The organism is Bifidobacterium avesanii (assembly GCF_009299475.1).
GTDB classification, from domain to species: domain Bacteria; phylum Actinomycetota; class Actinomycetes; order Actinomycetales; family Bifidobacteriaceae; genus Bifidobacterium; species Bifidobacterium avesanii.
The window spans coordinates 23939-48194 of record NZ_WBSN01000015.1 but is presented as its reverse complement, the minus strand read 5'-3'; the positions used below and the strand labels follow the sequence as shown (position 1 = coordinate 48194).

16 protein-coding genes are annotated in these 24256 nt (G+C 68.2%); 6 read left to right on the top strand and 10 right to left on the bottom strand.

Annotation, left to right across the window (positions count from 1 at the left end):
- Position 1 precedes the first annotated feature (1 nt).
- From DSM100685_RS08025 to DSM100685_RS08015, 3 genes are all read right to left on the bottom strand, one after another.
- Complete coding sequence (locus tag DSM100685_RS08025; RefSeq protein ID WP_204314325.1) at positions 2-1885, bottom strand: ABC transporter ATP-binding protein; 1884 nt, start codon at positions 1883-1885, stop codon at positions 2-4.
- Complete coding sequence (locus tag DSM100685_RS08020; protein WP_152350829.1) at positions 1882-3756, bottom strand: ABC transporter ATP-binding protein; 1875 nt, start codon at positions 3754-3756, stop codon at positions 1882-1884. Before DSM100685_RS08020 ends, DSM100685_RS08025 begins: the two co-directional genes overlap by 4 nt.
- A 140-nt stretch (positions 3757-3896) precedes the next feature.
- Entirely contained in the window at positions 3897-4850 is a 954-nt protein-coding gene (locus tag DSM100685_RS08015) for a cation diffusion facilitator family transporter (RefSeq protein WP_152350828.1), read from the bottom strand.
- Positions 4851-5462: 612 nt separating this feature from the next.
- Here DSM100685_RS08015 and DSM100685_RS08010 point away from each other — a divergent pair.
- Positions 5463-6713, top strand: a complete 1251-nt coding sequence (locus tag DSM100685_RS08010; RefSeq protein ID WP_163201019.1) for an MFS transporter — start codon at positions 5463-5465, stop codon at positions 6711-6713.
- A 94-nt stretch (positions 6714-6807) separates the two neighbouring features.
- Here the strand turns inward: DSM100685_RS08010 and DSM100685_RS08005 are convergent, their stop codons facing one another.
- Positions 6808-7770, bottom strand: coding sequence for an L-lactate dehydrogenase (locus DSM100685_RS08005; RefSeq protein WP_152350826.1), 963 nt, complete (start codon positions 7768-7770; stop codon positions 6808-6810).
- Between the two features lie 183 nt (positions 7771-7953).
- Positions 7954-9450 carry a GTPase HflX gene (hflX, locus tag DSM100685_RS08000; protein WP_152350825.1) on the bottom strand — a complete coding sequence of 499 codons (1497 nt, stop codon included), beginning with the start codon at positions 9448-9450 and terminating at the stop codon, positions 7954-7956.
- 646 nt (positions 9451-10096) lie between these two features.
- On the opposite strand from hflX, the gene DSM100685_RS07995 reads away from it, so the two are divergent.
- The 3 genes from DSM100685_RS07995 (at position 10097) to DSM100685_RS07985 (ending at position 15914) form a co-directional block, all read left to right on the top strand.
- Entirely contained in the window at positions 10097-10747 is a 651-nt protein-coding gene (locus DSM100685_RS07995) for a class I SAM-dependent methyltransferase (protein ID WP_152350824.1), read from the top strand.
- Positions 10748-10784: 37 nt separating this feature from the next.
- Positions 10785-14903 (top strand): DUF3418 domain-containing protein, encoded by a 4119-nt coding sequence (locus DSM100685_RS07990; protein WP_152350823.1) that lies wholly within the window; start codon positions 10785-10787, stop codon positions 14901-14903.
- A gap of 72 nt (positions 14904-14975) precedes the next feature.
- Positions 14976-15914 (top strand): hemagglutinin, encoded by a 939-nt coding sequence (locus DSM100685_RS07985; RefSeq protein ID WP_239512691.1) that lies wholly within the window; start codon positions 14976-14978, stop codon positions 15912-15914.
- 617 nt (positions 15915-16531) lie between these two features.
- On the opposite strand, the gene DSM100685_RS07980 is transcribed toward DSM100685_RS07985, so the two are convergent.
- The 3 genes from DSM100685_RS07980 to DSM100685_RS07970 form a co-directional block, all read right to left on the bottom strand.
- The gene (locus DSM100685_RS07980; protein WP_152350822.1) at positions 16532-18886 is read right to left on the bottom strand and encodes a glycosyltransferase family 39 protein; all 2355 of its coding nucleotides are present in this window, start codon (positions 18884-18886) and stop codon (positions 16532-16534) included.
- A gap of 9 nt (positions 18887-18895) precedes the next feature.
- Positions 18896-19825: a glycosyltransferase gene (locus DSM100685_RS07975; protein WP_239512692.1), complete on the bottom strand. Its 930-nt coding sequence runs from the start codon at positions 19823-19825 to the stop codon at positions 18896-18898.
- Between the two features lie 232 nt (positions 19826-20057).
- Positions 20058-20813 carry a DUF5067 domain-containing protein gene (locus DSM100685_RS07970; protein WP_152350820.1) on the bottom strand — a complete coding sequence of 252 codons (756 nt, stop codon included), beginning with the start codon at positions 20811-20813 and terminating at the stop codon, positions 20058-20060.
- 346 nt (positions 20814-21159) lie between these two features.
- On the opposite strand from DSM100685_RS07970, the gene DSM100685_RS07965 reads away from it, so the two are divergent.
- Together DSM100685_RS07965 and DSM100685_RS07960 are read left to right on the top strand one after the other, a co-directional pair.
- Entirely contained in the window at positions 21160-22416 is a 1257-nt protein-coding gene (locus DSM100685_RS07965; RefSeq protein ID WP_152350844.1) for a histidine kinase, read from the top strand.
- Between the two features lie 10 nt (positions 22417-22426).
- Entirely contained in the window at positions 22427-23113 is a 687-nt protein-coding gene (locus DSM100685_RS07960) for a response regulator transcription factor (protein ID WP_276608027.1), read from the top strand.
- On the opposite strand, the gene DSM100685_RS07955 is transcribed toward DSM100685_RS07960, so the two are convergent.
- Positions 23100-23609, bottom strand: coding sequence for a type II toxin-antitoxin system VapC family toxin (locus DSM100685_RS07955; RefSeq protein ID WP_152350818.1), 510 nt, complete (start codon positions 23607-23609; stop codon positions 23100-23102). The genes DSM100685_RS07960 and DSM100685_RS07955 overlap by 14 nt on opposite strands.
- The gene (locus tag DSM100685_RS07950; protein WP_239512694.1) at positions 23609-23998 is read right to left on the bottom strand and encodes a type II toxin-antitoxin system RelB/DinJ family antitoxin; all 390 of its coding nucleotides are present in this window, start codon (positions 23996-23998) and stop codon (positions 23609-23611) included. Before DSM100685_RS07950 ends, DSM100685_RS07955 begins: the two co-directional genes overlap by 1 nt.
- Positions 23999-24256: the final 258 nt, after the last annotated feature.

The window sequence follows — 24256 nt, the reverse complement described above, 5'->3', positions numbered from 1 at the left end:
TTCACGCGTAGTATTGTGCCTGTGCGTGCCAGAGCTCGTAGTACTTGCCCGACCGGTCCGCGACCAGTTCCCCGTGCGTTCCCGTCTGCACGATCCGCCCATGGTCGAACACCGCGACCTCGTCGCAGAACCGGCACGACGACAGCCGGTGGCTGATGTACACCGCCGTCCGGTCCAGGGCGATCCGGTCGAACCGCTCGTAGATCTCCGCCTCCGCGACCGGGTCCAGCGCCGCGGTCGGCTCGTCGAGCACGATGAACGGCGCGTCCCGGTACAACGCGCGGGCGATCGCGATCTTCTGCGCCTCCCCGCCGCTCACCTCCACCCCGTCCGGGTCGAGCTCCCGGTACAGGAACGTGTCCAGCCCGCGCGGGAGCGAGGCGAGCCGCTCCCCGAAGTCCGCGTCCCCGAGGCACCGGGCGGCCCTCGCGGGGTCGTAATGCGCGCTTCCGGCGACGTTCTGGCCCAACGGGAGGGCGAGGAGCCGGAAGTCCTGGAACACGACGGCGAAGATGCGCATGTACTCGTCGTACCGGTACTTGCGCACGTCGATCCCGTTGAGCAGGATTTGCCCCTCGGTCGGGTCGTATAGGCGGCACAGGAGCTTGATGAACGTGGTCTTGCCGCTCCCGTTCTCGCCGACCACCGCGAGCCTGGAGCCGACGCGGAACTTCACGTTCGCGTGCCTCAGGGCCCAGACGCCTTCGGGGGCTCCGGGGTAGCGGAAGGACACGTCGCGGAACTCCACGTCGTACTGGCGGTCCGTGCGCTTCTCGGTGGTCAGCGTGCCTTGGTACATCGCGTTCGGGGTGTCGAGGAAGGCGAACAGACGACGCAGGAACGGGCCGTTGGCCCAGATTTGCACGCCCATCTCGAACAGCTTCGACACGCCGGCGAACATGGTGGTGATGGCTCCCACGTATTGGGTGACCGCGCCCACGCCGAACGCCCCTCCCAGCGCCTTGAGACACACGTACGCGTACGCCAAGCCGGTGATGAGCGATGTGAGCGCCGCGCCCGCGCCAAGCAGCGGGGCCATGCGCCGGTACAGGAGGCGGCCGAACGGCCCGTCGATGTTCCATGGTTCGTTGGCCTTCTGGAACGGCAGGGCCACCCGTTCGTATTGCCGGTACATGCGCAGGTCCGCCGCACGTTTGGCGTCTCGGAACAGGTAGCCGAAAAACCGGAACACGCGGTTGCCGAACCTGCCTTCCTCGTCCAGCACGTCCCAATAGGCCTCGCCGCGGGCGGAGACGACCGTGGACACCCATACGATCGCCAGCATGACGCCGACGACGCCCACGCCCAGCCACGGGCTATTGAGCGCCGTCAGCCATCCGGCGCCCGCCGGCACGGGGGCGGCGAACAGCGTCGCCGACAGTCCGATGCCGCCGAGCACCTGGAACACCGCCGGCATGGAGGCCTGATAGGCCCATGCCGCCGTACGCTGCCCGCGGCCGCTGAAGTGGTCGGACTGCTGGATGCGCGAGGTGGCGTCGATCGTGCGCTCGTCGTCCACGAGCGGGTAGTCCATGGTGAGCAGCTTGTCCGGAATCGTCTGGGATCCCGCTGGCTCAACGGTGTCGCTTTCCGCGTTCGCCCAGTGCTTGGCGGCCGCGGCCGCCAGCCCGAGCACGGCGCCGACCGCGAGGATGAGGATCACCCACATGCGCAGCCGTGCCGGGTCGCGCGCGCCGGCGAGCTCGTCGATGAGACGCGCGGAAAACCAGATCGTGGCGTAGGGAAGCGCCGCGGCGAGCAAGGCGCTGACGGTCGTGGCCGCGAACCATGCCGGACGGTAGCGCCAATAGAGGCCCAGCGCCCGCAGGTTGAGCCGCCACGCCTCGTGCATCGGCATGTCCCACGGCTTGGCGTTGTCCGTCATAGCGTCCCTCCTTCGGCCGCGTCGGTGCCGTCGGCGTCGCCACCTGTGTCGCCGGCCACGCCGTCCCGGTAATACTTGCTCTGCACCGCGAACAGCCTGGCGTACCCGCCGCCTGCGGCCAGCAACGACTCGTGCGTGCCCTGCTCGGCGATCCGGCCGTCGGACAGGAAGATGATCCGGTCGCAGAAGCGCGTGGAGGCGAGCCGGTGCGAGATGAACACCGACGTGCGTCCCGCGGTCATGCGGTTGTAGTGCAGGTAGATGTCGTTCTCCGCAATCGGGTCCAACGCCGCGGTCGGCTCGTCGAGCAGCAGGATCGGCGCGTCCTTGTACAGGGCGCGGGCCAGCATGAGCCGCTGCGTCTGCCCGCCGGACAGTTCCACGCCATCCTCGTAGACCGCACGGCCGATGTGCGCGTCCGGCCCGCCGGGCAGCGCGTCCACCGCGTCGGCGAGCCCGGCCTCGTGCAGGCATGCGCGCACGCGCTCGCGGTCGATGCCGTCGAACCGCTGTGCCACGTTCTGCGCGATCGTGGAGTCCAGCACGGAGAAGTCCTGAAACACGGCGGCGAACAGCTCGTAGTAGTCGCGTCGGTCGTACCGCCGGATGTCCTCGCCGTCCAGCAGCACCCGGCCGGCTGTGGGGTCCAGAAATCCGCACACGAGCTTGATGAGCGTGGTTTTGCCGGCCCCGTTGAGGCCGACCACCGCGAGGCGTTCGCCGGCGTGGATGTCCAGATTCACGTCCGTGAGCGTGTCCACGCCCGCGCCCGGGTAGCGGAACGAGACATGGTCCAGAGTGATTTGGTAGGCGTGGCCGATCCGGCGTTGCAGCGGTTCGCCGTCTTCGAACGCGAACGGTTCCGGCCAGTCGAGGAACTCGCGAATCTGGGAGAGTTCCAAGCTTTCCTTGTTCAGTTCCGCGAACTGGTCGAGGATGCCGGTCACCCACATGCCGAATCCGCTGATCGCCGTGAAGTACAGCAGGAACTGCGAGGCGGACAGTTCCTGCGCGAGTGTGATCCAGATGAGGTACGCGTAGGCCACTCCGTTGCGCGCGAAGGTGAGCGCCACATCGATCACGTTCGCCCACATGGTGGTCCGTTCGCGCCTGGCATGGAACGCTGCCAGCGTGCGCAGTGCCCCGGCGCGCAGTTCCAGAATCCACGGGCGAAGGCCGAAGATGCGGATATCCTTCGCGTATTCGCGCTTGGCGCCCAGATCATTGAGATAGTCGAACCGTTTGAGGGCGGTCTGCCCCTCCTCGCGGTGCCGGTAGCCCCACTCGTTGATGCGCCTGCCGGACAGATAGCTTGCCGCCGCGGTCGCGATCACCACCGCGATCAGCCGCGGGTCCAGTCCGGACAGCACCGCCAGATAGACCGCGAAACCGATCACGTTGGTGAGGATTTCCGTCCACGTGCTCCAGAACCGTTCCGTGGGCGCCCAGTTGCTGTTGCATGCGTCGCTGCATTTGCGTTCCGCCGCACGGAAGGCGGGATCCAGCGTGTTGATGTACGACGTGCCCGCCGTCTTGCGACCGATGCTCCACAGCAGGTTGTCACGCACCTCGGTGCGGTCGAACACCTTGCACGTGTCGAGGTACTCGTGCGCGCCGTTCAACGCCATGAGCACGGCCGTGAACGCGGCGATCGCGAGCATGGTGCCGGACGCCGAGGCATGCGATTCGATCCGCCCCAGAATCACCGGGGCGATGAACAGCTCCGTGATCGCGGCGCCCGACGCGCACACCGCCATGGCCGTGACGGCGAACGGCACATTGCGCGACACCCGCCATGCGATGGACAGCATGAACCCGGTGTTGCTCCACATGCCGTAGCGAGGCTTGGCGCTTCTTGCTTCCGCTTCCATGCTGTCTCCCATCCGCGATGCCTTGCGTCCAGTCCTACCGCGGAATCGTGGGGCGCGTGGGCGTGCGGGGACGAAACGCGCAAATTCGGGGACGAATTGCACGTCGAGCGACGCTCTTCGGCGTGTCGCGTGCGGCGCGGTCAGGAGTGCATGGCCTCTTCCGGATTCCTCGCCTCGTAGCCGTCAGGCTCAAGCTGGAACGTGGTGTGTTCGATCGCCACGGGGAAATGCTCGCGCAGGCAGTCCTGCAACTGGTGGAGCACGTCGGCGGCCTGTTCCATGGTCATGCCGCGCTCGACCACCACGTGCGCGGTGAGGCGCGGCAGGCCGGTCGCCACGGTGCTCGCGTGCAGGTCGTGCACGGCCACCACATGCGGCACGCCCTCCAAGTGCCGCCGCACGGCGTCGAGGTCGAGGCCCTGCGGCGTCTCCTCGAGCAGCACCTGCATGGCGCCGTGCAGCAGCTTGATCGCGCGCGGGATCATGAGGATCGCGATCACGCCGCCCGCCACCGCGTCGAACCCGTCCCATCCGGTGGATATCATGACCACGGCGGAGACCACCACGGCGACCGAGCCGAGCGCGTCGTTCATCACCTCGAGGAACGCGGCGCGCATGTTCATGTTGTCGGCGTGCTGCGAGGCGAGGATGCCGATCGACCCGAGGTTGGCGGCGAGGCCGAGAATGCCGAAGAACAGCAGCAGGTTCACGTCGCGCACGCCGTCCGCGCGCCCGCCGAACAGGCGCATGCCGGCCTCCGCGAGCGCGTACACGCCCACGATGAACAGCACGATCGCCCCGCCGGCCGCGGTGAGCACCTCGAGCCTCGCCCAGCCCCACGTCCGGCTGCTGTTCGGCTTGCGCCGCATGAGGATCGCGGTGATCGTGGACGCGACGAGCACGGACATGTCCGTGAGCATGTGGCCGGCGTCCACCAGCAGCGCCAGCGACCCGGTGACGGCCGCGCCCGCGACCTCCGCCACGAACACGGTGGCGGTGAGCGCCAGCGTCATCAGCAACCGGCGCTGATGCCCGCCGTCGTCCGCTCCCCCGTTGCCGGCCACGCCCGCGTGCGCGGAATGATCATGCGCCATGATTCCTCGGTTCCCATGCCGCACCCGCGCCATGTTCTCAATAACAAAACTTTATTGAGAATAGACCCGTTCGCGGCGACGCGCAAGACACCACCGAAGCATCGGAGCGGGCCAATCGTATATGCGCCACAAACAGCGACCACGGAAGCGCCGCATTCCATTCCGCAATCCCGCATTTCCGCCGGCCGCGCGCGCAATGCCCCGCTTCCGTGGTCAAGCACCGATGCCCGCGCACCGACCGATGCATCCGCTCCGCACGCGCCGCGCACAATCGGCAACACGCAAGGACGCCGCCGGCCCGACGCCCATGTCAAACAGTGCGCCACGCCGCATGAAACGCGGTTTGTAACCGGTTACATAATGCTGTATGGTACACATGTCAGCAATGGAAAAGGAGGTTGCAATGAGGCATGAAATCGCTTCTGCCATATACAGAATGGCAGCTTTGCAGCAGCGAAGCCGAGCCTCATTGCGCTGATCAACGATCAAGAAACCGCTTACACACCCGCGAGCTTCACCGTCGAATATTCATCGCAGAACCGATCGCGGGACATGCCGAAGCGGACCAACGGATCGCCGCCGATCATCCACAGCAAAGGAGCCACCGCCCACATGAACATCAACGTCACCAACGCCGCCGTCACCGACGCGCAGCAGCCCAACTTCCCGTGGAGGCCGTCCATCGCGCAGTTCTTCGCGACCATCGGCTTCTACGCCCCGTTCTTCGGCATCAGCGCCGTGCTGCTGCCCGCGAAGATCGCCATGATCGCCCCGGACGACAAGGTCGCCATGACGGCCAGCGCCACCACCATCACGCTGCTCATCTCCGTGTTCGCCGGCTTCATCTGCGGCGCCCTGTGCGACATGACCCGTTCCCGCTTCGGCGCGCGCACGCCGTGGATCGTGGGCGGCGGCGTCCTCGCCACGATCTGCCTGATCGTCTTCGCCACCGCCTCGGACACCACGCTCGCGCTGGGCGCCTGGTACGTGTACGTGGTGTGGTACAACGCAGTCATGGCCGCCGCCATGGCGTGGATGCCGGACCTCATCGCCCCGAAGCACCGCGGCACCGCGTCCTCCATGTTCGGCGTCGCCACGCAGATCGGCCTCAACGGCGCCCAGTCGCTCGCCTCCCTGTACATCACCAACGTGTCCACCGGCGTGTTCGTCCTGCTCATCGTCGCGGACATCGCCCTCATCCTCGCCGTCGTGATCTGTCAGGAGAAGTCCAACAGGGACGTACCCCGCGCGAAGTTCTCGGTCGAGGCCGCCAAAGAGAGCTTCCTGCCGCCGCGCCACGCCGGCCGCGACTACTGGTTCGCCGCCATCGCGCGCCTCATGTACATGATGCCCGGCGGCATCGGCACCTACCGCCTGTACACGCTGACCGACTACATGCACACCCCGGAGGAGGCCGCCGCGAAGTGGATGAGCCTCATGGCTGCGCTGAGCCTCGTCATGGCCATCGTCGCCGCCGTGATCTCCGGCCCGCTCGCCGACCGCATCAAGACCATCAAGGTGCCGGTCGCCGTGGCCGTGTTCCTGGTGGGCGTGCCCTGCTGGCTGCCGTTCTTCATCCCCACCCCGCTCATGTACACCATCTACGTGGCGCTCTCCGGCCTCGGCGGCGGCATCTTCGTGGCCCTCGATCAGGCGCTCATGACCTCCGTGCTGCCCAACCAGAAGACCGCAGCCAAGGATCTCGCCTTCCTCAACGTGGCCGGCACCATCGGCCAGATGCTCGCCCCGCTGCTGGCCGCCGCCGTGATCGGCATGTTCGGCTACGCCGGCCTGTTCCCCATGGGCTTCATCGTGCTCACGATCGCCGCGGTCTCCGTGTTCGGCATCAAGAACGTGAAGTGACGACGCCGAACCCGGCATACGAAAGCGGATCCTCCCAGCACGGAGAGGACCCGCTTTCAGTGAAAAGGAAAAACCGAAACCGGAAGATCGAGGATCAGAAGCCGAACTTGGCGGCGGTTTCCTTCAGGGTCTCGGCGGAGCGCTTCAGGGCGGCCAGCTCGTGGTCGGACAGCGGCGTGTTGATGTGGGTGTTGACGCCGGAGCGGTTGAGCACGGACGGCACGGACATGCACACGTCGGAGATGCCGTGGAAGTCCTGCAGCAGGGAGCTCACCGGCAGGATGCGGTTGGTGTCGTGCAGGATGGCCTCGATGATGTCCACGCCGGACATGGCGATGGCGTAGTTGGTCGCGCCTTTGCCCTCGATGATCTTGTAGGCGGCGTTCTTGACCTCCTGGTGGATCTCCTCGCGCTTGGCGGCGTCCAGCGGATCGTGGCCGGGCAGGGCGGTCCAGTCGCACATCGGCACGCCGCCGATGGTGGCGGAGGCCCACAGCGGGACTTCGGAGTCGCCGTGCTCGCCGGCGATGTAGGCGTGCACGTTCTTGACGTTGACGCCGGTCTGCTGCGCGATCAGGAAGCGCAGGCGGGCGGAGTCGAGGTTGGTGCCGGAGCCGAAGATCTGGTTGGCCGGCAGGCCGGAGAGCTTCATGGACACGTGGGTGACGACGTCCACCGGGTTGGTGACCAGCATGTAGATGGCGTTCGGGGCCACCTTCACGAGGTTCGGGATGATGGACTTCATGATGTTGATGGTCGCGCCGGCGAGGTCGAGGCGGGACTGGCCGGGCTTCTGGCGGGCGCCGGCGGTGATGACGACCATGTCGGCGTCGCGGCAGATCTCCGGGTCGTCGGAGCCGTCGATGGACACGGTCGGGTAGAAGCTGGAGCCGTGCTGCATGTCGAGCACCTCGGCCTCCACACGCTCCTTGGCGATATCCTCGAGGACGATCTCACGGGCGACGCCGCGCTGGGCGGCCGCGAAGGCCATGGTCGAACCGACGGCGCCGGCGCCGATGATGGCGAGCTTCGTGGGCTTGATAGGCGAATTGGACATAGTTACCTCTCCTTGAAACGACCCGCCAGAGCGCGGGCATGCATTTCACTCGATACACACAATAACCGGGGCGGCTGACGAAAGCCAACTCACGGCAACACGCACATTGCGAGTGTTCGCAAAGGGTGTTATCGCTCACAATTTCATCGATTACCCGAACAGGCGGGCCAACGATCCGAACGCCTACCCGATCGACTGCTCCACCACGCGCGCGGCCAGACGGTCGCTCACGTCCGCCTCCACGCGCACGCCCTCGGCGAGGTACTCCACCGCGTCCACCTTGCCGTATTCGCGGATCTGCGAGACGAGCGAACCGGCGGAATACGGCAGCAGCGCCTCCACGTGCACGTTCGGCGTGGGCAGCAGCGACTCGATCGCGTCGCGCAGCGCGTCGATCCCCTCCCCCGAATACGCGGAGACCACATGCGCCTCCGGGTCCAGCTCGCCCAGACGTGCGCGGGTCGCCCCGTCGATGCGGTCGGCCTTGTTGAACGCGACGACGCGCGGGATGGATTCGGTGCCGGGGATGTCCGCGAGCACGGCGTTGACCGCGTCGATCTGCGAGAACGGGTCGGGGTGCGAGCCGTCGACCACGTGCAGGATCACGTCGGCCTCGGCGACCTCCTCCAGCGTGGACTTGAACGCCTCGACGAGCTGCGTGGGCAGCCGGCGCACAAAGCCGACCGTGTCCACGTAGGCGTAGAAGCGGCCGTCGCGCGAGGTGGCGCGGCGCACGGCGGTGTCCAGCGTGGCGAACAGCGCGTTCTCCACGAGTTCCGCCGAGCCGGTGAGCCGGTTGGTGAGCGACGACTTGCCGGCGTTGGTGTACCCCACCACCGCCACCGTGGGCAGGCCGTAGCGACGGCGCGACCCGCGCTTGACCTCGCGGGCCGGGGCCATCTCGCGGATCTGGCGCTTGAGGCGCGCGATGCGGCTGCGGATGACGCGGCGGTCCATTTCGATCTTCGTCTCGCCCGGGCCTCGGGAGCCGATGCCCGCGTCGGCGCCGGCGGCGCGTCCGCCGGCCTGGCGGGACAAAGAGCCGCCCCAGCCGCGCAGTCGGGGCAGCATGTACTCGAGCTGGGCGAGCTCCACCTGCGCCTTGCCCTCGCGGCTCGTGGCATGCTGGGCGAAGATGTCCAGAATGACGGCGGTGCGGTCCACCACCTTGACCTTGGCCACGTCCTCCAGGGCGCGGCGCTGCGAGGGGGCCAGATCGTCGTCCACGATGATCGTGTCGGCCTCGTCCACGGCCACGATGTCCGCGATCTCGCGCGCCTTGCCGGAGCCCACGTAGGTGGCCGCGTCCGGCTTGAAGCGATGCTGGAGCAGACCGTCGCACACCACGGCGCCCGCGGTCTCGGCCAGTGCGGCCAGCTCACGCAGGGATTCCTCCGCCTTCGCGGCCGTGGTGACGGCGCTCGACCACACGCCCACGAGCACCACGCGCTCGAGCCTGACCTTGCGGTATTCGACCTCGGTGACGTCCTTGAGCTCACCCAGACCCGCCACGCGCTTCAGCTGGTTGCGCTGCTCGCGCTCCTCCCACGCCAGATCGTGGGATTCCGCGCCCGGGTCCAGCGGACGCTCCAGCAGCACGTCGGACTGGCTCGACAGCACGCCGTCGGACGCGGACGGGTCGTCGTTCGGATTGGTTTCGAAGTCTTCGGGCTGGGTCAATGGCACCTCTGCTGGTCGCTGTTCGTTTCGCTGCCATTATGGGCATTTTGCCCGACAATCCGCCCCGCACGGGACCGGGCGCAACGTCCCACCCGCCGGACGCCGGACCGGGAGCGGGGGCGGGGACGGCCCGGGAGCAGGTGGGCGGACGGACAGGGAGCGCCCGCTCCCCGTCCGGCGCGGCGAAAAACCTTGGAAAACGGCCGTTTTTCAATCCCATGGACAGGGAGTGAGCGCTCCCTGTCCGAAGAAACGCTCCCTGTCCGCGAAGAAACGCACCCCGTCCGGCAAAGCGCGCCTCGTCCGGGCAAACGGCAAATGATCCGAACGCCGCCGGCGAACGCGTTGGAACACCCTATTACTATCATGGTTCCGTACACGAGAGCGCCGGCCAAGAGAACGCCGGCAGGTTGGAACGGATGGGTTGACGCCGATGAGCAGGCAGGACAGGCAGAGCACGGGCACTGGCAGGAACGACGCACGCGGGAGCCGCGGCGCGCGGAACGATCGAAACGCGCGAGGCGGGCAGGACGATCGGAGCGGCCGACGCGCGCAAAGCGCGAAGAACGCGAAGAACGCGCGGAACGACCAAAACACACGGAACAGACGGAGCGACCGCAACACGACGCAGCCCGCGCAAGCCGCGATGGCTCCCAAGGCCGCGCGGAAGGCCAAGCAGCCGGTGGCCAACGAGCAGTACTTCTCCGCCGAGCCCTCGTCCGAGGACGTGCGCCGCACGCTCACGGTGACGCTGCGCGGCGTGGAAAGGCAGGTGGAGGTGTCCAACGGCGTCTTCTCCGGCGGCCGCGTGGACCTGGGCACGTCGGTGCTGCTCAGGCAGGCGCCCGAGCCGCCGGCCGAAGGCACGTTCCTGGACATCGGCTGCGGATGGGGGCCGATCGCCATCGCCATGGCGCAGGAGAGCCCCGCCGCCCGCGTGGTCGCGATCGACGTCAACGAGCGCGCGCTGGAGCTCACGGCCAAGAACGCCAAAAACGCCGGTCTCGCCAACGTGGAGGCCATGACGGCCGATCAGGTGCCGGCGGACCTCACGTTCGACCTCATCTGGTCGAACCCGCCGATCCGCATCGGCAAGGACGCGCTGCACGAACTGCTCATGGCGTGGCTGCCGCGCCTCAACCCGGGCGGGGCCGCCTATCTGGTGGTGCAGAAGAACCTCGGCGCCGACTCGCTCATCCCGTGGCTTGCCGGGGCGCTGGGCGACGGGTTCGCGGTGGGCAAATACCACTCCGCCAAGGGCTACCGCGTGATCGAGGTCGCGAGGGACGCGGCCTGAACATACTGACAGGGAACGAACAGGACAAGCAGGGTAGATGAAGTTCGAGTATCCTTCCGAGCTGCCGGTTTCGGCGGCGCGCGACGAGATCGCCGCGGCCGTGCGCGAATCGCAGGTGGTGATCGTCTCCGGACAGACCGGTTCCGGCAAGACCACGCAGATTCCGAAGATTCTGCTGGAGATGGGCCGCGGCACGCACGGCCGGCAGATCGTGCACACGCAGCCCCGGCGCATCGCCGCGCGCACGGTGGCCGAGCGCATCGCGGCCGAACTGGGCGTGAGGCTCGGCGACGAGGTGGGCTTTCAGGTGCGCTTCACCGACGAAAGCTCGCCGAAGACCCGCCTGCGCGTGGTCACCGACGGCATCCTGCTCGCGCAGATCCAGCGCGACCCGAAGCTCAGTCAGTACGACACGATCGTGATCGACGAGGCGCACGAGCGCAGCCTCAACATCGACTTCCTGCTGGGCTACTTCACCGCCCTGCTGCCGCGCCGCCGCGATCTGAAGCTCATCATCACGTCCGCCACCATCGACTCGGTGAAGTTCAAGGAGCACTTCGAGGAGGCGCTGCACGCCAAGGTGCCGGTGATCGAGGTGTCCGGGCGCACGTACCCGGTGCAGGTGGTCTACGAGCCGCTCGGCACCGCGCCGGCGCTCATGCGCGAGGTGCCCGGGTTCGCGGTGGGCGCCCGGCCCGGCGACGCCGACTACGAGGAGCTCGCCACCGCGATCGCCGGCGAGGACGACGGTCGTCCCTCCCGCTCGAGCGGCGGCGCGGGCGGCCGCAACGCGCACGCGGACGACGACGGCATCACGGACATGCCCACGGCCGTGGCCCGCGCCTGCGCCGAGCTCGTCATCCATTCGAGCCACGAGCGCGGCGCCCGCGACATTCTGGTGTTCGCGTCCGGCGAGCGCGACATCCACGACTTCGAGAACGCGCTGCGCCGCCACTACGGCCCCCGCGCGGACGACATGCGCCGGCCCGACGCCATCGAGATCATGCCGCTGTTCGCGCGTCTTTCCGCCAAGGACCAGCACCGCGTGTTCGAGCCGCACACCCACCAGCGCATCGTCATCGCCACCAACGTGGCGGAGACGTCCCTGACCGTGCCGGGCATCCGCTACGTGGTGGACCCGGGCACCGCGCGCATCTCCCGCTACTCCAAGACCGCGAAGGTGCAGCGCCTGCCCATCGAGCCGATCAGCCAGGCGAGCGCCGACCAGCGGTCCGGCCGATGCGGCCGCATCGCCGACGGCATCGCCATCCGCCTCTACTCGCGCGAGGACTACGAGACCCGCCCGCGCTTCACCGAGCCGGAGATCCTGCGCACGTCGCTGGGCGCGGTGGTGCTGCACATGCTCTCCGTGGGCGTGGCGCGCACCGCGGAGGACGTGACACACTTCGGCTTCATCGACCCGCCGGACATGAAGGCCGTGTCCGACGGCTTCAACGAGCTCACCGAGCTCAAGGCGATCGGACGCCGGCGCGGCGAGGTGACGCTCACGCACATCGGCCGCCAGCTCGCGCGCATCCCGATCGACGTGAGGCTCGGCCGCATGGTGATCGAGGCGGCCAAGTCCACGCCGGACACGCTGGCCGCCGTGCTGGTGATCGTGGCGTTCCTGAGCCTGCAGGACCCGCGCGAGCGCCCGGACGAGAACCGCGACGAGGCCGACCGCATCCACAACCGGTACGCCGACGCCTCCAGCGACTTCCTCACGGCCCTCAACCTGTGGGACCGCGTGTTCCAGGCGGACGGCGAGCCGAGCAACTCGGCCCTGAGGCGCATCTGCAAGACCGAGTACCTGAGCTGGCTCAGGATGCGCCAGTGGAGGGACCTCGTCCACCAGCTCACGGAGATGTGCCGCGAGCTCAAGTTCAACGTGGGCGTCCCCCAGCCGGCGTCGCGCCCGGACCTCACCGTCAGGCAGCTGCCCCTGAACCAGCAGCCGGCGCACAGCATGGTCTGCTCGTGGGACGACCGCGGCATCCACACCGCCATGCTCGCGGGACTGCTGTCCAACATGGGCATGCAGGTGGTGCGCGAGCCCAAGGCGTCAGACTTCGCCGGGCTCACCGGGGCGGCGCGCGCACGTGCGATCAAGCGCGCCCAGAAGAAGTCGAAGAACGAGTATCAGGGCGCGCGCGGCACGCGGTTCGCTCTGTTTCCGGCGTCCGCGGTGGCCAAGTCCACGCCGCCGTGGGTCATGAGCACCGAGCTCGTGGAGACGAGCCGCCTGTGGGCGCGATATTCCGCGGCGATCGACCCGGCGTGGGCCGAACCGCTGGCCGGCGCCCTGACCCGCACCACGTACGCGGAGCCGCACTGGTCCGGTTCGCGCGGGTCCGCGGTGGCGAGCGCGCGCGTGCTGCTCTACGGCCTGCCGATCGTGCAGGACCGCACCGTGCAGTGGGGCCGCATCAACCCGGCCGAGGCGCGCGACTTCCTGCTGCGCCAGGGCCTCGTGGAGGGCGACATCCAGCAGCGCTTCAGCTACGACGAGTTCGTGGCCCGCAACCGCGACATCCTCGAGGACGCCGCCGAGGACGCGAACCGCACGCGCCAGATGGCCGAGACGGTGAGCGACGAGGACCTGTTCGACTTCTACAACGCCGTGATCCCCGTGGACGTGACGAGCGTGGCGGACTTGGCGAAGTGGTGGAAGACCGAGCACGGCGAGCATCCGGATCTGCTCGACTTCGACCCGGACAAGGTGGAGCGCCTCGCGGACGCGGACGGCGTGAGCCTCGACGACTACCCGGACCACTGGCATACGACGGGCACGGACGGCACGCCGATCGACTTGAGGCTCAGCTACGTATACGACCCGCACGACCCGTCCGACGGCGTGACCGTGCACGCGCCCCTGAAGGTGCTCTCGCGCCTCACACCCGACCAGTTCACGTGGAACGTGCCGGGTCTGCTGGACGAGCTGATCCTGGGGCTCATCAAGGCGCTGCCCAAGCAGCTGCGCGTGCAGTTCGTGCCCGCGCCGGACGCGGCCAGAAAGATCCGCGCGTGGATCGACGACCAGTATCCGTCGCTGCCCGGTTCCAAGGACATGCGCGACGCGGCCGGCGAGCCCGTGCCGGACTTCACGCATCTGTTCACGCAGGCCGCCATCGCGACGGTCGGCGCGCAGATCCACCCCGAGGTGCTGAACGCCGAGCTGTGGGGCAAGCTCGCCCCGTACCTGCGCATGACCTTCGCCGTGGAGCAGCAGCTGCCGCAGCCGAGGAACCGCCGCGGACGCGGGCGCGCGCCGGTCAAGACACTCGGCACGGGCAAGGACCTCAAGGCGCTGCAGCGCAAGTTCGCCGAGCAGGCCGAGGCGTCCGCGCGCAAAATGGTCGAGCGCAAGGCCGCAGCCGCGGGCGATCAGGGCAAGCTGGTGGAGCGGGCGAACCTATTGCACAAGGCCGGCGCCACGACCGTCTCGCGCGCCGAGATGCTGTGGAAGGGCGCGCTGGACGCGCTGCGCCTGCCCTCGGAGCGCGTCTCGTCCCGCTGGCTCGGCGCCGAGGCGCTCATGCTGGCGTCCGCGCCCTACAAGACCACCAAGGCGCTCGTGGAGGACCTGCAGCTCGCCGCGGTCAAACGGCTGCTGCCCAACGTGGACAAGCTGCCGAACGACGACGCGCTGGCCGACGCGGTGCTCGGCATGACCGAGGTGTTCGAGGACACGGTGTACGCGGTGGCGCACGACGTGATCACGATCCTCAAGCGCTACGCGGAGGTGGACAAGGCCGTCTCGGGACCGGCCGACCTGCCGATGCTCTCGGTGCTGCAGTCGATCCGCGACCACATCGCCACGTTGGTGTACCCTGGATTCGTGGGCCGCACTCCCCCGGACGCACTGCCCCGCATCGAACGCTATCTGCGCGCGGACCTGACGCGCCTGGCCAAGGCCAAGGCGGACAAGAACCGCGACGTGCGCTGGGCGTGGGAGGCCGACGAAGCCAAGCAGCTCGTGGACAAGGCGGAGGCGGCCGCGAAGCGCGAGCCGGCCGGTCCGCGTCACGAGGCGCTGGAACGGAAGGCCGAGGAAGCCCGCTGGACGCTCGAGGAGTTCTACGTGTCCCTGTGGGCGCAGGAGCTCGGCACCGCCAAGCCGGTGAGCATGCAGCGGCTCCGGAAGATGCTGGCCTGACCGGACTGCCGTTCGGACCGGGCGGCATTCGCAGACTGGCATTCAGACGGAGCCGCTACAATGGCGGCCGGTATGAGCAACAGGAACAAAAGGGGCGCCCGCCCCACAAAACGACGGGACGGTATCGTCTCCCTGCGCGCGGCGGATTTTCTGCACTGGCAGCGCTCGTGGGGCAGGGCCGGCCTGGCCAAGCGCGTCGCCATGGCCGGCACCACGATGGTCGCCGCCGTGATGGTGGTGGCGCTGGTGCTGGCCATGGTGCGCGTGGTGCAGTACCAGCGGCTGGTGGCGTCCACGCGCGAGCAGCAGCGCGAATACACCGTGCAGTACGACTTCGACCCGGGCGACATCATCTCCGACGCGCAGTTCTTCAACGCGGACGCCATGAGCGCGGACGACGTGCAGGCGTTCCTCGACGACAAGGGCGCCAAGTGCTCCGGCGACCAGTGCCTCAAGTCCAAGACCTTCGACGTGGACGCGCGCGACGCCGACGACCTGTGCGGGGCCGTCGCCGCGGCCGCCGGACGGATCGCCGCGCAGGTGATCGACACCGCGGCCCGCGCGTGCGGCATCAGTCAGAAGGTGCTGCTCACCCTCATGCAGAAGGAGCAGCACCTCGTCACGGCCGCGCCGCCGAGCGACTGGAACTATCAGGCGGCGATGGGCCTGAGCTGCCCCGACGACGCGAGCTGCGACCCCCAGTACGCCGGGTTCGTCAACCAGGTGATCGGCTCGGCCCGGCGGTTCAGGTACTATCTGGCCAACGAAAAGCGCTACAAGTTCCGCACCGGCAAGGTGAACGCCATCCAATACCACCCGAACGTGGTGTGCGGCACCGGCAACGTGTTCATCGAGAACGACGCCACCACGCTGCTGTACATCTACACGCCCTACCAGCCCAACGCCGCCGCCCTCGCCGCGGGAACCGGCACCGGCGACGCCTGCTCGAGCTACGGCAACCGCAACTTCGCCATTATCTACTCCAGCTGGTTCGGTGACCCGCGCGCCTGATCCGGACGGATCGTTGCCAGCCGACACCGCATTCCACTCCATGCCTCTTCGGGAAACACATCGACATTTCGCAGCGGTTTGAGGAAGGATATATGGTGTTTTTCCCAGCTGGTGACAATGTGGGCACATTGTGCCCACGCTGTACCCACATTGTCACCAGCTACTAAAACCCTCCCCAGTTCCCGCCGTCATCAGACCAAACGTCATCAGGCCAAACTGCAAATCCAATCCCAAACCCAAGCCAAGCCGATATCGAGATCAATACAGATGCCAATTCCGGAACCATACGGCACAGGAGCGAAGCACCCGCGTTAAAAATCTTTCCCCGTCATCTCGGACGCAGAGGCGGCCGACGTCGAAAACCCACTCTCCGGATCCCCGTCACCAAGTCAAGCTCCAGCCACCGCCGACCGCATAAAGAGCATCATCACCGTCATCCTGAGCGAAGGCGCAACCGAAGCCGAAGGATCACCCCCGTGCCTCAACAGACCGCCCCGGTCCAACGGCGAGCAACCGGCATCCGATGCAAATGGCGGCGTCCGCCTCATCCATCGGGGATGAAGCGGACGCCGCCGCTGCTGCCTGTTTGTCGGGAGTCCGGAGCCTTGCCGCCGGCCTCACTGCTGGGTGAGGTCGTAGATGGTCACGCCGTCCACGGTCTGGGCCTCGAAGTTCTCCGCGACCCAGGAGGCGATCTCGCTGGCGGCGCTGGAGCCGCCGAGCTGGTTGCCGCCCATGCCGCCGCCACCGATGTAGTAGTGGATGCGACCCTCGGCCACGTACTGTTTGAACTGCTCGAGCGTGGGGCTCGGGTCGGAACCGTTGAAACCGCCGATCGGCATGACCGCCTGTTCGCTGGCCAGCTGGTAGCTCGCCGCGTTCTGCGAGCCGGTGGTCGCCGCCGCCCACGTGTATTGGTCGGCGTCCTGCTTGAGCATTTCGACGATCGTCTCGCTGGCCGAGCCGCCGCCGAGCAGACCGCCGCCCATGCCGCCGCGGTTGCCACGGCCGTCGGAGGACTGGGCGCCGGAGGAGCCATCCGTAGCGGAACCGTCGCCGTCCGTCGACTGGCCGGACTGAGCGGACTGACCGCCCATTGACTGGCCATCGGAGGACTGTCCATCGGCAGTCTGACCGCCGGGCTGACCGTTCATCTGGCCGCCGCCGGACATCTGGCCGGATTGGCCGTCAGTCGCGTTCTGACCGTCGCTCGAATTCTGGCCGTCACTCTGCGAGGAGCCGTCCTGTCCGAAGCCGCCGGGGAATCCACCCTGGCCTCCCGGACCGCCCTGCCCGCCGGGACCGCCGTTGCCTCCACCGGGGCCGCCGCCCATGCCGGTGGAACTGGTCACGTTCGGACCGGCGGTGACGATCGAACCCTGATGCCCGGTGGACACCGTGTAGGCCGTCCACGCCGCGGGTCCGGCGTAGAGGGCGACGGCGGCGAGGACCAGCGCGGCCAGCGTGACGCCGAACATCATGCCGGACGCCCCGGCGCCGCGCAGGGCCCGCATGCCGCGCATCGGCACGGCGGCGAGCGCGAGCACCGCGAACAGCAGCGTGGCGATCAGTCCGAAAACGAGCACGAGGGCCTTGAGGGCGGGCAGCCACGTGGAGCGGCCGAGCAGCTCGTACGACCACAGGGTGCCCGCGAGCACGGTCAGCGCGGCCACGGCGCGCGCCCAGAACGTGTCCCGGCGCTCCCACAGCGCGGCCGCGGCGATGCCGACGAGCGCGGCGAGGGCCGGGGCGAGGGCGACCGTGTAGTACTGGTGGAAGATGCCGGCCATGTGGCTGAACGTGATCCACGTGACGAGCAGCCAACCGCCCCATGCGATCACGGAGGCGCGGCGGACGTCGGTGCGGCGGGCGCGGCGGGAGACGATGAGCCCTGCAAGGATGCCGACCGCGGCGACGGGCGCGAGCCATGCGATCTGGCCGCCGTACTCGCCGTCGAACAGTCGGGTGATGCCGGTCTGGCCCCACATGCCGCCGCCGTTGCCGCCCATGCCGCCGCCCACGACGGCACCGGTCTCGTTGCCGGTGAGACGGCCGAAGCCGTTGTAGCCGAACGTGAGCTCAAGGAAGGAGTCGGTCTGCGAGCCACCGATGTACGGGCGGGATCCGGACGGCACGACCACGGTGAGCAGCACCCACCATCCGGCGGCCACGACCATGGACGCGACGGCGACGAGGCCGTCCACGATGCGCCGGAGGAACTTGGTCGGCGAGGCCACAAGGAACGCGGCCGCGAAGCCGGGCAGCACGAGGAACATCTGCATCTGCTTGGTGAGGAAGCCGAATCCGATGAGCACGCCGGCGAGCGCCATCCACGCCGTGCGCCTGCGGTTCGCGCGGCGTTCGGCGGGGTATTCAAGCGACCGGAGCACGGCGTACGTGGCGCCGGCCATGAGCGTGACGAGCAGCGCGTCCGGATTGTTGAAGCGGAACATGAGCGCGGCCACCGGCGTGGTGGCGAGCGTGAATCCCGCGACGACGCCCGCCCAGTTGCCCCAGTAGCGGCGCACGCACGCGTAGACGAGCCACACGCTGATCATGCCGCAGATCGCCTCGGGCAGGAGGATGGCGAAGGAGCTCAGGCCGAAGACGCGCACCGACAGGGCCATGAGCCAGATCGCCGCCGGCGGCTTGTCCACGGTGATGGAGTTGCCGGCGTCGGAGGAGCCCCACAGGAAGGCCCACCAGTCCACGGATCCGGCCTGCGCGGCGGCCGAGTAGAACTCGTTGGCGTATCCGGATGCGGTGAGGTTGACGAACATGACGATGAGGCTGAAGCCCATCATCGCGCCGAATCCGATCCAGTCGGCGGCGGTGCGCTTGGCGGCGATCGAGGCGCGCACGGTGGAGGGTCCGGCGGGACGGACGAACCGGCCGCCGTTCACGCCGGCGAAGGACGGCCAGCGGAAGCGCCGGGAGCGGGAGGAGGTCGTTGATGCGGTCGCGCTGCTCATGGCGTCCCCTTACAGCGCGGCCGGGGCCACGGTCGGCGCGGACGGCGCGGCGACGGGCTTTGCGGGCATTGCGGGCTTGGGATTCGCCGCCGCGGACGCCGCAGCCGCCTCACGCTCGCGGCGCAGGGCCCTGAGCGTGCGGCGCATGCGCCACATGCCCTTGAGGTCCTTGCTCACCGTGTCCGGAATGTTGACGGTGGTGCCGGCGTCCTCGATCCAGTGCACGGGGAACTCGTAGATGTTGAGGCCGAGGTTCTGCGCGAGGAGCAGCAGCTCCGTGTCGAAGAACCACTCGTCGTCCTCGATCAGCGGCAGCAGGGTGCGCGCGGCGGAGGCGGTCACGCCCTTGAATCCGCACTGCGCGTCGTGGAAGGCCGCGTCGAGGCCGACCCGCAGCATCGTGTTGTACGTGCGGGAGATGACCTCGCGCTTGAGCGAGCGCTCCACGTCGGACTCGTCGAACAGACGGCATCCGATGGACACGTCCGCGCCGCCGTAGAGCAGCGAGCCGACGAGCGTGCCGGTCAGACGGATATCGGTGGACAGGTCCACGTCCATGTAGGCGCGCACGCGGGCGACGGACTCGCCCCACGCGAGCTTGAGCGCTCGCCCGCGGCCCTTGGCGGCGATGCGCACGGCGCGCACGCGGTCGGGATACTGCAGGGCGAGCTGCGCGGCGATGGGCCATGTGGCGTCGGTGCTCGCGTTGTCCGCGATGACGATGTTCCACGTGTACGCCCAGCCTTCGCGCTGGCTCGCGGCCAGATGGTTCATGAGGGTGACGACCGAGCCGGCGAGCTGCTCCTGCTCGTTGTAGACGGGAATGACGATGTCGGCGTCCACCGGGCGCGGGGAGCCCACGCGCTCGGCGATCACCGATGCGGCCGGCGCTTCGGCCGGCGGCGCGGATGGCGTTGTCAATGGTGTTGCTGTGTTCATGCCTCCCATGGAACCGCCCGTTCCCGAAGGGCCACTGGGGCGATCATCCACGTCTCCGGGCAATCCCGGCAAAGATTCCCGGACGATTCCTGAACGTCCGCTGGGAGCGATGCGGCTTCTTTGGACCGGGGGCGCCCGCTCCCCGTCCGACATGGCCATCATCCTTGCGATGCGGCCGTTTCCAACGCCCATGGACGGGGAGCGGGCGCTCCCGGTCCGGACCATTGCGGCGCTATTGCAGCGTGAAGACGTGCGTCACCTTCGAATCGTCGCCGACCGAGAGGAACGCACTCACGTCGACGGTCACCGGCGAATCGTCCTTGAGCACGTAACCCACGGTCACCGCGGCGGTCGCATTGGGCTGGACCTCGGTCATGGACGAACCGGCGTCGTAGCCGGCCGGCGCGTCCGTGTAGACCGCAGTGTCGAGCGCGGAGCCGTTCTGGAACACCTGCGCGTGGGCGAGGGCCATGAACGAGTTGTTCTTCGAGGTCTTGTTCGTCCACTCGTAGGAGACCATCACCGTGGGCTTGCCCTCGTAGTCGTTGCCGGCCTTGGCCGCGGAGACGATCTTCACGTGGAGGCCCTCGACGTCGCCCTCGGCGTCCTGCTCCTTGGCCGCGGGCGCGGATCCGACCTGGGACGTGGAGATGCCCTTGGACTCCTTGACGGAGTCGTCGATCGCCTTGCTGGCGGCGGACTGCATCATCAGCGTGACCACGATGGCCAGCACGGACAGCGCGGCCGCGACCACGGACAGCGCCTTGCCGCGCTTTTTGCCGCGGAACGTGCCGACCAGCGCGATGAGCGCAAGCACCGCGCCCACGGCGCCCAGAATGGCCGCCAGATTGTTGATGATCGGAATGAAGCTCAGCACGAGGGCCAGCGCGCCGAACACCACGGCGACCACGCCGCATACGGTCAGGTGTGCGGGCTCGGATTTGGCGGCGGGCCGGACGGGCGGCTGCTGGGGTGCGGGATTGGTCATGGTTCCTTCTTTCTCCGGGATGCTTCTCCTCTTGAGGAGGTTTCTCTGGGATGCCGTCGCCGGGGCGGCACGCTTCCACGCTAGGAAACGCGGGACGCCGCCGCCATTGGCCGACATGCCCTTTCCGTTCGCCCGATCGGGCAGACCGCCGCCGCCCCGCATGCCCCGACGTCCCATGGCGAAGCGGGACGCGCGGCAATACAGTGGAGGCATGAGCAGAGAAGACCAGAACACGACCATGCGGCCCGTCATGCAGCCCGGCGGACGTTCCGACGGGCGATCCGCCGACGGGGCTCAGCCCGCCGACGAGGTGCCGGTGCGCACGAAGCGCTGGCTCGCGGCCGTCATGATTCCCGTGGCCGCGTTCTTCTGCCTCGCGCAGGCCTCGTTCATGGGCGGCCCGTCCTTCGACGCGATGTCCGGCGGTATGAAGGCGTGGACGTCCGTCAGCGTGCTGTTCGCGCTTGCGCTGCCGTTCGCGCTGCTGTGGCGTGACGCGCGTCCCGAGCCGGTGTTCTGGTGCTGCGCGGCAGCCGTGGCCGTATTCCCCTACGCCCCGATGCCCATGCTCATGGCGCTCACGGGCGTGCTCGCGCGGCGAAGCGATCCGCGGTGCACGGTCCGCGTCTCGTTGGCCGGCTTGGCGGCGTCTCTCTACGCCGAGCTGCGCGACGCCGTCAGACCGACGGGTTTTTCTTTCTGGCATCAGCTGTTCGCGGAACCGGGCACGGGCTCGAACGGCGTGCCGGCCGTGGTGAATGCAAGCAACGCGACGGTCATCGCAACCGCGGCCGTGGTGGCCCTGATCGAAACGGCCGCGGCGGTGCTGCTCGGACTTCACATCCGCTCCCGGGCCCGTCTCCATGAGGCCGATGCGCGCGCCCAAGCCGCCCAGCACCATGCGGAGAACCTGCAATCGGACCTGACCAGCCAGCAGCTGGCCGACGCGATCGCCGCCGAAGCGCACGACACGCTAGCCCATTCGCTGTCGCTGATCGCACTGAACGCGAGCGCGCTGAGGACCGAGGCGTCCCGGCTGGAGGACTCCCCCGAAACGCGCGAGCTGGCGCACAAGGCGGAGGACATTCGCCGGCAGGCGGCGGGCGCGCTGGACGAGGCGCATTCGATCATCAACATGCTGCGCGACCCGGCGCAGGCATGGGAGCAGCTCGCCCCGTCCGCGGACACGTCGCTCACGCGGGAGTCGCTGGACGGGCTGATCGCCGACGCGCGCAACGGCGGCATGCGGCTCAACACGTGGATCGACGTCAGGCAATTGAGCGATTTGGACGACGGCGTCGCCAAGATCGCCTACCGGGCCGTTCAGGAGGGGCTGACCAACGCGCGGCGGCACGCGCCGGGGCAACCGGTGTCGCTGGAGGTCGGCGTCGGTCCGGACCAAGGCGTGCACCTGCACATCAGCAATCCCGTGGAGGCTTCGGATGCCGGGAGTTCCGAGGATTCCGCGACTGCCGAGGCCCGCAACGGCGCCGGTCTGCCGGGACTCGCGGCGCGCGTGAAGTCGGCGGGCGGCGCATGCCGGTTCGGCGAGGACGACCGCCACGTCTTCCATCTGGACGTGACGCTGCCGTGGCGCGGCTAAGATGGCGAACGTGACTGAAGGCAAGGGCACCCGAACGGTGAAGGTGAGCGTCATCGACGACGATCCGATGATCTGCCAGGCGATGAGCCTCATCCTGACCGACTACTCCGCGGGCCGCATCACGGTGGTCTCCACGTCCACGGACGGCGAGACCTGCGTGGCACGCGCACGCGAGGAGCATCCGGACGTGGTGCTCATGGACATCGCCATGCCCGGCGTGGACGGCATCGAGGCCACGCGGCGTCTGCGTGCCCTCTCCCCCGCGCCGCACGTGCTGATCCTCACGTCGCTCAGTCCGTCCGGCACGGTGGAGCGCGCGGTGGAGGCCGGCGCGGAGGGGTTCGTCTCCAAAACCGACGCGCCGGACGAGATCATCCGCCGCGTGCTGGGCGTGTGCGAGGGCGATCCGCAGTTCAATCCGGCGAGCCAGCGGCAGCTCATCAGCGACCTGCACGCGTCCAAGCCCCGCTCCCGCCGTGACGAGGCCCGGGCCATGCTCGACGCGCTGCCCGAGCGGGAGCGCGAAGCCGTGCTGCTCGCCGCCGAGGGATGCACCAACGCGGAGATCGCCGCGCGCATGTTCATCTCCGAGCGCACGGCGAAGGCGCACCTGTCCTCCGCCGCGGACAAGCTTTGCATGGGCCGGGTGCAGATGGCCCGTCTGGTGGAGCGCGCCGACCTGCCTACGCGGGCGTAGGGTCGCCCAATCGCGCGGCGATGTCCTCCGGACGCATGCACAGTTCGGGGAAATGCCTGATGAGCTGTTTGTCATACGTGGCCATATAGCGCACGCCGGCGCGCTGCGCCGCGGCTACGAGGAGATTGTCCTCGAAATCGGGATGCCTGCCATACAGTCCTTCCGCGGCGGCGCATTCATCGTCGCCCACGGGCAGCACTGCCATCATCTTCCGCAATTGGGAAACGGATGTCCGGGCCACGCGCGGCAGCATGTTGCTCGCAAACGACTTCACCAGCTCCGATTCATCTTCCATATACCGGTCCCTGAACCGTCCCGGCGTGATGTAAAACACGTCCTTAAGGGACAGCGCGGTGCAGACCATGCGAATATTTTGCTGCGCGCACAGATTGAACAGGTCAAACACGCGAAGGAAAAAGGGCGGCGTGCACAGCATGTAGTAGATAAGCACATTCGTGTCGCACATCACGGAACAGCGGAATTCTTCGTTGCGCATCACGCGGCCTCCCAGTTCCCGTTCCTGTTCATATACCGCTCATACGCCAACTGACGACGGTAGTCTTTGAGCTCCGCATCATCCATACCGTCCAGCAGGTCCTCGTCCTCGCCGATGAGCCCGGCTTCGACGAACGCGCGGTGGACCATGCCGGCGGATTCGCGCACCAGCTTGAGCCGGCGTTGGCGCTCGGCCTCGCGGGCGGCCTCGTCCGCGGTGGTGCTCATGTCCGGCAGCGCGCGCCGATCCGCGAGATACGTCCACAGCGCCCGGATCGCATCGCTGGCGGACACGCCCAATTCGCGCAGCACCGCATCGCCCTCGTCCTTCAGCGCCTCGTCGATGCGCACGTTCATCTGCACGGCGGCCATGGCGACTCCCTTCATCATCGCGACCATATTGCTATACAGTATAGCCGCGCTGTGGTGGCGGAACGGGCACGGGCATTCCGCCTCCGTGATTACATTGTGTCTCTGCGATTCCGCCTCCGTGAGCACCGGACGGGGAGCGCATTCTCGGACCGGGAGCGGGCGCTCCCCGTCCGGCGGCGTCAAAAACGGCGTCATTCCGCGGATTGCGAAGTTGCCGGACCGGGAGCGGGCGCTCCCCGTCCGGAAAGCCGCTCCCGGTCCGGCGAAATCCCGTGT

Excerpts from the sequence above, each read along its gene's own strand:
- DSM100685_RS08025 (WP_204314325.1), bottom strand. The coding sequence starts at position 1,885 with ATGACGGACAACGCCAAGCCGTGGGACATGCCGATGCACGAGGCGTGG.
- DSM100685_RS08020 (WP_152350829.1), bottom strand. The coding sequence starts at position 3,756 with ATGGAAGCGGAAGCAAGAAGCGCCAAGCCTCGCTACGGCATGTGGAGC.
- DSM100685_RS08015 (WP_152350828.1), bottom strand. The coding sequence starts at position 4,850 with ATGGCGCATGATCATTCCGCGCACGCGGGCGTGGCCGGCAACGGGGGA.
- DSM100685_RS08010 (WP_163201019.1), top strand. The coding sequence starts at position 5,463 with ATGAACATCAACGTCACCAACGCCGCCGTCACCGACGCGCAGCAGCCC.
- DSM100685_RS08005 (WP_152350826.1), bottom strand. The coding sequence starts at position 7,770 with ATGTCCAATTCGCCTATCAAGCCCACGAAGCTCGCCATCATCGGCGCC.
- DSM100685_RS07995 (WP_152350824.1), top strand. The coding sequence starts at position 10,097 with ATGGCTCCCAAGGCCGCGCGGAAGGCCAAGCAGCCGGTGGCCAACGAG.
- DSM100685_RS07990 (WP_152350823.1), top strand. The coding sequence starts at position 10,785 with ATGAAGTTCGAGTATCCTTCCGAGCTGCCGGTTTCGGCGGCGCGCGAC.
- DSM100685_RS07985 (WP_239512691.1), top strand. The coding sequence starts at position 14,976 with ATGAGCAACAGGAACAAAAGGGGCGCCCGCCCCACAAAACGACGGGAC.
- DSM100685_RS07980 (WP_152350822.1), bottom strand. The coding sequence starts at position 18,886 with ATGAGCAGCGCGACCGCATCAACGACCTCCTCCCGCTCCCGGCGCTTC.
- DSM100685_RS07975 (WP_239512692.1), bottom strand. The coding sequence starts at position 19,825 with ATGAACACAGCAACACCATTGACAACGCCATCCGCGCCGCCGGCCGAA.
- DSM100685_RS07970 (WP_152350820.1), bottom strand. The coding sequence starts at position 20,813 with ATGACCAATCCCGCACCCCAGCAGCCGCCCGTCCGGCCCGCCGCCAAA.
- DSM100685_RS07965 (WP_152350844.1), top strand. The coding sequence starts at position 21,160 with ATGATTCCCGTGGCCGCGTTCTTCTGCCTCGCGCAGGCCTCGTTCATG.
- DSM100685_RS07955 (WP_152350818.1), bottom strand. The coding sequence starts at position 23,609 with ATGCGCAACGAAGAATTCCGCTGTTCCGTGATGTGCGACACGAATGTG.
- DSM100685_RS07950 (WP_239512694.1), bottom strand. The coding sequence starts at position 23,998 with ATGATGAAGGGAGTCGCCATGGCCGCCGTGCAGATGAACGTGCGCATC.